Origin of the sequence: Bariatricus sp. HCP28S3_D3 (genome assembly GCF_052065755.1) — a bacterium.
Classification (GTDB): domain Bacteria; phylum Bacillota; class Clostridia; order Lachnospirales; family Lachnospiraceae; genus Allocoprococcus.
The window spans coordinates 59,564-70,393 of sequence record NZ_JBQHTK010000016.1 but is presented as its reverse complement, the minus strand read 5'-3'; the positions used below and the strand labels follow the sequence as shown (position 1 = coordinate 70,393).

8 protein-coding genes are annotated in these 10,830 nt (G+C 34.1%); all 8 read right to left on the bottom strand.

Features of this window, described 5'->3' with window-relative positions:
* Window positions 1–116: 116 nt before the first annotated feature.
* Window positions 117–1,082, bottom strand: a complete 966-nt coding sequence (locus tag ACTNB3_RS10975) for a glycosyltransferase family 2 protein (protein ID WP_441025648.1) — start codon at window positions 1,080–1,082, stop codon at window positions 117–119.
* 9 nt (window positions 1,083–1,091) lie between these two features.
* Window positions 1,092–2,105: a glycosyltransferase family 2 protein gene (locus ACTNB3_RS10970; protein WP_441025645.1), complete on the bottom strand. Its 1,014-nt coding sequence runs from the start codon at window positions 2,103–2,105 to the stop codon at window positions 1,092–1,094.
* 74 nt (window positions 2,106–2,179) lie between these two features.
* A complete protein-coding gene (locus ACTNB3_RS10965) occupies window positions 2,180–3,292 on the bottom strand; it encodes an acyltransferase (RefSeq protein WP_441025642.1) in 1,113 nt (370 codons plus the stop codon).
* On the bottom strand, window positions 3,289–5,115 hold the full coding sequence (locus ACTNB3_RS10960) for an HAD-IIIC family phosphatase (RefSeq protein WP_441025639.1): 1,827 nt from the start codon (window positions 5,113–5,115) through the stop codon (window positions 3,289–3,291). The genes ACTNB3_RS10965 and ACTNB3_RS10960 overlap by 4 nt, the downstream gene beginning before the upstream one ends.
* A 21-nt stretch (window positions 5,116–5,136) precedes the next feature.
* Entirely contained in the window at window positions 5,137–6,246 is a 1,110-nt protein-coding gene (locus ACTNB3_RS10955; RefSeq protein ID WP_441025636.1) for a glycosyltransferase, read from the bottom strand.
* 41 nt (window positions 6,247–6,287) lie between these two features.
* Window positions 6,288–7,184 (bottom strand): glycosyltransferase family 2 protein, encoded by an 897-nt coding sequence (locus ACTNB3_RS10950; protein WP_441025633.1) that lies wholly within the window; start codon window positions 7,182–7,184, stop codon window positions 6,288–6,290.
* 743 nt (window positions 7,185–7,927) lie between these two features.
* Complete coding sequence (locus ACTNB3_RS10945) at window positions 7,928–9,046, bottom strand: glycosyltransferase (protein ID WP_441025630.1); 1,119 nt, start codon at window positions 9,044–9,046, stop codon at window positions 7,928–7,930.
* 16 nt (window positions 9,047–9,062) lie between these two features.
* Window positions 9,063–10,826, bottom strand: a complete 1,764-nt coding sequence (locus tag ACTNB3_RS10940) for an HAD-IIIC family phosphatase (protein ID WP_441025627.1) — start codon at window positions 10,824–10,826, stop codon at window positions 9,063–9,065.
* Window positions 10,827–10,830 lie beyond the last annotated feature (4 nt).

Here is a 10,830-nt window from a genome sequence, read left to right as displayed (position 1 = left end):
AAGATTTTTTACTAACCGTGCAAAGTCAGTAATCTTATTTTACACTGAGGTATTTTTTTCTCAACCTTCTTTCTTGGAATTCCTTATATTTGAATTATACAAGAAGCTCCTATTTATTAAAATCCAATGTTTAGTATATTGCGAACTTTACATGTAAAAATTAGTGAAAATTTTGTTAACAAGTCCCATAATCTATAATCTGCTGGCAAAAGTCTATTTTCTTCTTTTGTTAAAGGATACTCTCTAACGATTTCCTCAATCATTCTCAAAGCTCCTTTTCTTTCTGAATCCGTTAAATACTTCAATGACAATTGCCCCAAATATAAACATGAAAGCCACAAATTTTGGTGTGCTTCAAAATAGAGAGCCGGAAACTTTTCAGAAATATATTCTAACCTGCTAACTTTCGCCTCTAAAGCTTGCAATCTAGCCTTAGAAAAAGAAGCATGCATAACAGATTTCTCTTGTTGACGATATGCATACAAACAATCATCAATATGTATTAGCTTTTTAGCATTTCCAACTACTTTATACGTCCAGAATTCATCATCAATCAATTTGCCCTCTGGAAATAAAATTCCTTCAACGACATTTCGCCGATACATTTTATTCCAAATAACCTGCTTAAAAAAATGATCCTGTATATGTTCTCGCATAGCCTCTTCTGTTGTAAATTCCTTACGACTACCCACCACCTTAAAAATCAGTTCATCAGATTCTACGATGCCATAATCGCATTCTACAACATCTACTTTAGAATCAAATTCTTGAAGCATTCTTTCATATATCAAAGGCGACACAAAATCATCACTATCCACAAATGCAATATAATCTCCCTTGGAAGCTGCAACACCAATATTCCGTGCTTTGCCAGCACCACCATTTTTTACATGAATAACTTTTATCCTTGAATCCTTTTCAGCCCATTCATCGCATCGCGAACCGCACTTATCTGGTGATCCATCATCCACCAAAATAATTTCCAGTTTCTGATATGTCTGATTGACTACAGACTCAACACATCTATCAAGATATTTTTCAACCTGATATACCGGAATTATAACGCTAATCAGTGATTTCATTCTATGCTCCTAATCTATATCATATTTTTTACTAATTCCTGTTACATGACCATATATTTTATGTACTTTCTCATAACTCCAAGGCCATACAGCAACCCAAAAAAGCATAAATTTCAATTTGATACAAAATCCATGACTACTTATACACACAAATAAATTTTCTCTAATTGTTCTTCTGGCTCGTCTTTTATGTGGTAAAATTAGTTCTGCATCATTTCCTAATGGCATAGTAGCCAATACAATCCATTGTCGCATAAGCCGTTGGCTCAATATTAACTGTAACTCATCATTTCCTCTCGTTTCTTTTAGCAAAATTTTAGTAGTTTTAATTGGATCAAGCAACATATGCTCGTTTAATTTTGCATTAGCAGCAGATCCTTTTCTAACCAAATAATGATATGGACACCAATCTTCATAAATCGACATACTGGATTCTTTGAACAAATAGTAGTTCATCAAAAGATCCTCGTTATTTTTTATAGAAATATCCATTATTCCATCATGTAATAATCGATGAAACAAGGTCTTGTGAAATAACTTATTCCACAACCCCGGCTCAATATACGAACCTTCAAACAAATCCCTTAGTCCAGCTTGCTTGTCCTGTTTCACAAGACGGCCTGTGTTATAATAATAATCTATGCGGTTGGGGAAAACCATCTGATATCCACAATGAGAGATATCCGCAGAATATTCAATTGCATTACGAAGTAAGCGTTCATACATATCTGGTTCAATTATATCATCACCATCAACAAATCCAATAAATTCTCCTGTAGCGGCTACAACACCAGCCAATCTAGCCGATGTAACTCCTCCATTTTCCTTTTTTATTATTTTAATTCTATCATCCTTTGCCGCACAAGATTCCACAACCATTACAGTATTATCTGTTGAACCATCATCAACTACAATAACTTCTAAATTATGCCATGTTTGATTCAGAATACTTTTCAGACAACTATTTATGTATTGCGATATATTATAAGCTGGAATTACAATTGAAATCTTTATATTATTCATATTTTCACCTTTTTCTTTTTTCTCTTGCTGCTCTCTATCGAAAATTCTGTCTCCAACCTATAAATTCTAAAGTTCTATCTAAAAAAGTTATCAACATTAGTCCGATTTTTTAACAACGTTTCCATTCTTATTGAAAATTTATCAACTTCCATCACAGTAAATAATCTCTGTCTGCAACAATCAATCATCGAACATACCAGAAAGATTATACCAACAATTACCAATTGGTAAATTGGAAACCACCAATGCGACAAATTACTTACTATACCAAGACGTTGCCACATTACTTCAGTACAAATATTTGCATGCGCATGAATCAAATAGACTCCTAATGTAGTTCCTGATATTTTTATAACTAATTGATTTCCACGCCTATTTAATGCCTTACCTTCCATCTTAATGAATGTTACAAATAATGCTATTGACGCTATAACTACCGGAAACGAATCGTATCTCCACCAATTTTTAACCATATTGCTCAAAACACCTATCTGCATTTTTTGTACCGTAACTAATGCAAGTGTCATAATAATCGGAATTACAAAGAATAGCACCAAACTACATTTTTTCTTTTTATCCGGTACATAATAAATGCGAAAATAAGCAGCAATAAAATACAATACTGTAAACCAAGCTAATCCCCATGCTCCTCCAGAGTTCATTCCCTTGAAAGAAGGATAAATTGAAATCATTACAGAGAATAAAACAATCAGCAAAACAACCAACCTTTTATGCTGTTGCTCATTCATAGCCTTAATTGCGATATTATAAAATGGAAACATGAGATACATTCCAAAATAAATTGTAATAAACCAATAGCGCCCAGTTAAAATCGGAACGAAGCAAGAAATCAAGGATGCAATTGAAAAAGTAATTTCTCCTGTAACCATCATAATCAATTTAATCGAAAACGAATAAAAAAACACTTCAATCCACAGAGAAATCAACTTTCTCAACTTAAACTGAGATTGCACCAAAAAATAGCCCGAAATCAGAACAAAACAATTTACGCAAACTTGTACCAGTGCATATATAAATTGCTCATAAACATATAATATAGCCCCTTCTTCCAACGTTTCATATAAACCACTGTGATCAATAGAATGAAGAAGAATAATCATAAACATTGAACATATTCTTAACCACTCTAGCCCCAAATTTCTTTTTTCTGATTTTTTCTCTATCACCTTACGACCTTCTTCCTGATTTTGTAATACATTGGTGCTAAACATTCTTTCAATCTAACCTGCGCCATTTTTAACTTGGACGTTTCCCTCAATGTCGCACCGGTTTGCTCATTGATAAGTGTTACAATATCTCCCGCAAGTCGATAGTAAACCGGTTTAATATAGTGATTGAAATGGTCATAAAAACTGCTTTGATCTATCAGATATTTATTGACATCAATCAATTTAAGTCCTATACGATCCGCTGCTCCTCTTATTGCATCATTTATTTCTTTATGTACTAAATGTCGATTCTCATAAGCTGGGAATATATTTTTTTCATAATATAGTTCCCCACCCAACATGACCGCAAGTACACAATCATCAGGCAAATGCTCCTTGATAAACTGCAAATTTTCTACAATTTGTTCTGGTGTATTAATCCCCACAAATTCATATTTTTCAGCAAATTCTTCTAAACATTCCATCGTAAATTGAAAGCTTGCAGAATTGTACTCTCCACTAATATAAGCATCCCAATTTTTTCTTTCTGTAATAGGATGATACCCCTCAAGAAAAGCAATCCGTTCCCCTGTTTCTTTACGACGATATACTCCCAAATTTGCATCCTGTAAAATGCTTATAATGACGAGCTTATATCTCCCTTTATATATATTATTGTTGTAAATGCCTTCATCGGCAAATGGAACCTCATCCAGTACTCTTTGTTGTTCCTGTTTACTTAATCGAAATGCCTCAACAATATGTGTAGTATGTCCTGTAGACTCTATCGTAACTCCATTATTATTTACATATGTAAACTCCGTGTCTATGATGCTTTTATCAGCTATATAAGGGAGAATCTGAAACAAGTCACAAGGTCCTTTTATCAATACACTATGCGATGAGACGGACTGTACTTTCAACAATGCACTTTCTGTATCTGATTTTTCCTGATTAATCCACCCAGGAGTTTCGTTTGACTCTAAGCTGCTGATTACTTCTCCGTTGATATTCAAATCTGGACGACCTAATTTACTGTACACATATTGTTCAATTCCCATTCCCAGCGTTCTACAGCTAAAGCAAAAATGGAGAAGTTCATTATTTCTTAGTGCATAAAAACCAACTATCCCATAATCGCCAAAATTATCTTCAACTGAAACATATCCACATTTACACTCGTCTTTAGAAAACAATTCCATTAGTTCTTCTTTAGTAGAACGAATCTTAGTAAAATTTAGTTGATTGCTTCTCCAAACCAAATCATGGATTCTATCAATATTCTTAATACAATCTGTTCCCCAAGACACTCTAATATTACTACTATAAAGGAATTGTTCGTTTGAAGCAAATTTTCCTCTTTGCTGTCGCTTCTTTTCAAGCAACTGATATTGATGTAAGCGTTTATGCTCTGCATCATTTTTATTGCATGCAAAAGCATCTTCAAATAGATCAGGAAGTTCATCTGGTAATATTGTCATTAGTTCCGGACAAAAAAACTTTGCTTCTTCTAAGTTGGATGAATTATCATCAACAAAAAGAACATTCACCGGTCTTAGCTGCATGTCAGAAATAAGCTGTTGAATGCGTCCCCCTTTGGGATTCCAATCTATGGACGAAAAAACAAAATAATCCCAAATTCCTAATTCTATCATTTTTTTTTGCACTTTTTCATAATCATTCTTACTACAAATTGAGTTGATAATTCCTACATCTGTAAGTTTCTTTATCAATTGAATATTTTCCGCTGGAACATCAACTTCTCCTTCTGATAAAACACCTTCCCAAAAGGTTTCATCTAAATCCCAAATTACTAACTTGATTTTTTCAAAATCATACATAGCTTACCTTCTTTCTTACCATCATATTTCTTCAAGCATTTCTTCTACAGCCTTAACCGTTGCTTCAGTGCAGAATGCTTGTCCTCTCTCTTTTGCTCTTACCTTATAATCTTCCAACATCTTTTCAGAACTGATTATTTGTTTGATTCCTTCGTAAAGAGCCACCTCATTATTTTCAGTTACAACACCGTATTCATTGTTCTTTCCAAGCATTTCTTTCATTCCAGACACATCTACCGTGCAAACAGGAGTTCCTACGATCAAAGCTTCTGTTGCAGCAGTAGAAAAACCCTCTGTGTGACTCGCACACACAAACAGATCACATTTTGCTATATATTTATATGGATTAGTATGATAACCAAGTAACGTAATACAATGATCTAACTTTCTGGCCTTAATACTGGTCACTATTTCTTGACGCAACGGACCTGTTCCCAATATATAAAGATGAACAGGATATTTTTCTTTGTCCAACTTTTCAATAACATTAATTAATCTGTCATATCCTTTTGATGGTTTCAATGTTCCAACAGCAATGAGGCGAATTCGATTATCATCAAGAAAGATATCGGTTGATTCAGTTGCCAATTGTTTGATGGATTCTGATTCAACAGTATTATAAAGTACCTTACAAGGTTTCCGAAAATCTAATATGGAACAAAAATCTTCTTTAACACTTTCTGAAACACAAATTGTCTGGTCAAATCGATTATAACACATCATGGCTTCATGTTCGTTTCTGAAAGATTGCGCCAAATTTTTCATTGTATGCTGTCCTACATGAATCCAAGAAATCAATTTTGTTTCTTTGTCTTGGCAACCAGAAATAATTCTTGCCGTTGGTCCTTCTAGATAGGATATTTCAATATCATAGTGCTCTCTCACACACAGTTTGTGAAGCTGTTCTGGCGTAAAAAGTTTCATCAACTTACTGTTACCTGGAATCATCTTTGACCAAACACTAAAAAAGTGAATTGATTTATTCAAAAATTGCTCGTTGACTCCACCTCCAAAAAGTACTCCCACAGTTATATCGTATTTTTTTTGATTCAAATGATTTACCAAATTCACTAAAACCTTTTCTGCACCACCCGCACCAAGGTCATGAATCAAGAAAAGTATTTTTTTCATAGTAGCAACCACTCTCCCTCTATGAGCCGAGCATTTTCCCTTTATTTTCTTGTCTTAAATAAAACTAAAATGGTTAATAATGTTCCCGGGACAATCGCCAGTATAAAATACAACAAGAAGGGACTTTTTCTCATCCCTTCGAAAAATTTCCCCGCTAGCTGGCAACTAGAAACATAATGTATACTCTGGCGTAATTTAAACATCACTGTTGTATTAGGAAACGCCATATATAATTTTCTGGTTTCGGCAAAACTGTTCGGACTGTTTCTATATTGTTTATATATATTACTGGACATTCCATCTGGCTGATAATCTACAATGCAAAAACAATCATTTGTAACATACAGTTTTCCAAATTGATCAAGTTGATACATCATATATGATGGATTAAAATTTTTTTCACCAGTAAAGGTTGGCATAGGTGCTACCTTTTTCAATAAAGATGTACGGTGAATCATTTTTTTATCCCCATCCAATTGATATTTCGTCATTTTTTCGTAAAGAAACATTTCTTCAATACCATCTGGAAATCTATCCCCAACACATGTTCCATCCTGATAGCAGTCAATTCCCATAATTCCTGCATAATCTTTATCTTGTATGTTATGCCATATATTTTCTATTTTTTCAATTGCATCTTCCGGCATCCAATCATCAGAATCAATGCAGACAAAAAGTTCCGTTCTAGCCAACTCGATTCCCTTGTTATAAGCAGAATGTAATCCACCATTTTCTTTCCAAAAATATCTAATCGTAAATTTCTCTTGTTCTTGCTGCCATTGTTCAACCAAGGCCCGAGTATCATCACTGGAGCCATCGTCAATAATCAACCATTCAAAATTAAACGAAGACTGATTGCAAAGACTCTGATAACCTTTATAAATGCAGTTTTTCCGATTATAAGTCGGTGTAAATACCGTAATTAATGGAATAGCCATAATTTCTCCTTTTTACCCATTCCACAAGTCACAAGGAAATGTATCTATAATTGCGCTTGCATCTCCTCAATGACAGTAATAGGCAATGGTTCACATTTAATTTTCAATCTTTCTTCTCAGAATTTACAATAGTAAAATTTTATCTACCAGTCGCATAATGCCAATCCTTATACTTGGTAATATCACTAGATAGTGTATCACTAAACATAACTGCAAGAATGCCATATGCTTCTGCCAAAATAATACCATGTAACGCCGAACTGATCACCAATTCAATACTCACAATCTCATCTATGATTTTTTCCAATTACGTGAGAACTTCATAAATTGGGGGAGTCAGTACATACTGCTGAATCTCCATATATTTCCGGACATTCATATCCCATCGCTCTTAATATTCTTCTTGTTTCCGGAACACGGACAGCCCGAATATCAAGATAATGATAATGTCTGTGAACAAACCCATCTGCTTTCCTCAGCCAGCCGTTCAACGAATCATACCCCAAATCCCCCAAATCGTCATATCCCGATAGCCAAGAAGAATAGAACCAACCGCATAAAGATGTTTTGTTTTTCCAATATTTTTATTGAAGTGCAATCCGTGCATTTAAATTCTCTCTATCCAGATTACTTAAACAAATTTTACTACTATTTCTTAAAACATACCGATTTTTTATAAGAAATCGATTCAGTTTATTGGATGGTCTATCTGTCTGTCAAGAATTTTATTCTCCCTTCTTAATTCATGTCAATTTTTTTGAAGTCGGTAACATTAATTTTAAATAATCCGTTTCCATAAAATCTTTATAATATGACGCATATACTTCATGCCATGTATTTCTACAATGATCTCTTTTTATTTTGACTTCTTTTATTAAATCAGGATTTTTTATCAATTTTTCTAAAGATTCCTCTGTTTCATCTAAAACAAATCCCGTATCATACTTTTCTACTTTAGAACCAACTAATGTATTTTGAGTTGTTATCATTGGAACACCTAACAAAAGGCTCTCATAAAATTTATTCGGAGCTGCAAACTTATGTAACGGGCTAGTCAAATGATACATCGCCGCCATTATATCTGAATTTTTCATAATGGCTTGCCCAACAGCATATTCAACACGCCCCCAATAATGTATGTTTTTGTATTTTCGTGCGTAACTTCGAACCTGTTCATCTAGAACGCCAAATCCTGCAATATTTAACAATATATTTGTATTTCGAGAAACACACCTCAATAGATTTTCCAAACCTCGATCTCTATCAAAAACACCAACATAACTTATTGTAAGATCATATAACTTTCGTTCTTCGTCTATAGTCTTCAAGGTTTCTCTGTCGAACTCTGTCTTTCCATCTGGGATATTGGGGAGGACAAAAACTCTATCATTCTGAACTTTCGCTTGTACTTTTCTCTCTTCTTCACATAAAATCACAGCATCGCTATGAGCATATGCATAATTTTGCAAATACTCAACTATTTTATAAACAATACCCTTACCAGTTAATGAACTAATCCAATCAAATATATCAAAAATAACTACTTTATGAAGTATTTTTCCAATAAAAAGAGCTGGCAAAATTGCATCAATATCACAAGCATGAATTGAATAGCACTTTTGGCGATGTTTCCATATTTCCTTAACGACAAAAAACATCCACGCAATTTTGTTAGGAATATTGGCTATTCTTTTTCCATATTCAGCTCTACGCTGAAAGAAAGTGATTTTTTCGTTAGACTTTGCTGTTCCGTTTCTATTCCATGCAAGAACATGGTAATCAATAGAGTGCTCGTCAAAATAATGTAAATAATTCTGCACTCTTGGTTCAAAACACTCATTATCTCGAATAAAAATAATCATCCTATTTGTCTCCATATCATAAGCAAGAAACCAACTCTGTGTACTTTAATTGCTCTGAAAACTCGTAAAGTACCTTGTCTTCATCATAACTGACTTCTCTAAAACCAATATCATCCAAAGTTCTTCTCAATAATGCATTCTTTTTTGTTTTACGAACCTCAAAAATCCCCTGATTGCATGATTCTTTTTTTAGTAAGTTCGCAAACAATGCACTCTCTACATATTTACCCGCCACACGACAGCTCATTACAAATTCTGTAAAAATCAGCTTTTCCTGCTCCACTCGATATTGTCCAAAACCCACAATTCCGTACTCTCCAAAATCATCATGGCAAGAAAATGCAAAATTTTTATGCTCCGATCGATGAAGCACTTCATTAAATTCCTCTATACTGTATTTCTTTCCAGACATATTTAACTGATTAGTTCTAACAACCAGTTCATAGCAACGCATAACCTGATTCTCTGTTTCAGGAGAGAACAACTGAATTGTCAAATGACACTTTTTCAAAAATTCTACTGTCCCTTGATTTCCCTGTGACATAATCTCATTCCGCTTTTTTTCCGCCTGATACATGGCACGTCGCTTTTTGCTTTCCTCTGTTACCATAACTACAAATTCTGGTAATTGCAACAAGTTGGATAGCTCACTCACATCATATGTACGCACCTGTGGAAATTGACTTCTTACCTGTTGCCTTTCAAATATAGAATCATCTATTAGTGCTAGAGAATCTATTCCAATATTCAAGGATTTTGCAATCTGCTCAACAGACCCACTTTTAGCATTCCAATGAATTTGAGGGTAAAGAAAATATTCCGCAATACCTAAGTTTTCTACAACAGGCCAAGCTGCCTCCATATCATTTTTGCTAGCTATAGACTGAATAATACCACGACGATCTAGTTCTTGAATTGTTTCCAACACTCCTGCTTTTAGATTAAGTTTTTTCAGATCATCCGTTTCTATTAATGTTCCATCCCAGACGGTATTATCTAAATCCCAAACAACACACTTTACTTTGTCCGCTGACTTTTCAGAAGCAACTGCTTTTCCACAAACAAAGTCACACCAGAGAATGTCAAGCTCTGCTTCAATGTCATTTTCCGGATATATCTTCACTAAATAATTGACAGTCCAACATTCTGGTGCAAGTTGTTCCCGATTCAACACATATAAATTTTCCCCCGGAACAATCGGTAGTGCCGTTTTATACACAGGAGTGTGATCATTGTAAATTTCAATAATAAGGTTATATTTTTCTTTATCATAACTATAACCATGAAATACAAAAGCATCGGGAATATTGTTTGTTGTTTCCATCATTCTTAGTTTTCTTCGACGAATATATTCTTCCGTACGAATAATTTCCCAACGAACTTTTGTTGGTAATTTACTATTTGCTACGATTTTCAAACGATTTCCTAATTTCTGATTTTTTTTATGCAATTTCTGATATGAATCCATAGGAATCATATCAGGAAAAATAATGGTCATCATATTTGCCCATTTACGAAATTTAATATGTACACCTTGTCCACAACATGCCTTATCACTCTGAAAAGTCCAAAATCCATTTTCGAATCTTTTGCATCGTCCATCACTTCTTGCCACATAATGCAAACAGTTTTGATAACAAAGCGGAGCAGAACATTCCAAGCAGTGTTCCTCCCACATGGTCGGACGAATTGCCGTAATTTCAAAGTGATTTTGTATTTTATCTACACAAGCATTTTGTCTATATTTTTGCTTTTGATTCGCATAATAAAACTGATACATACTC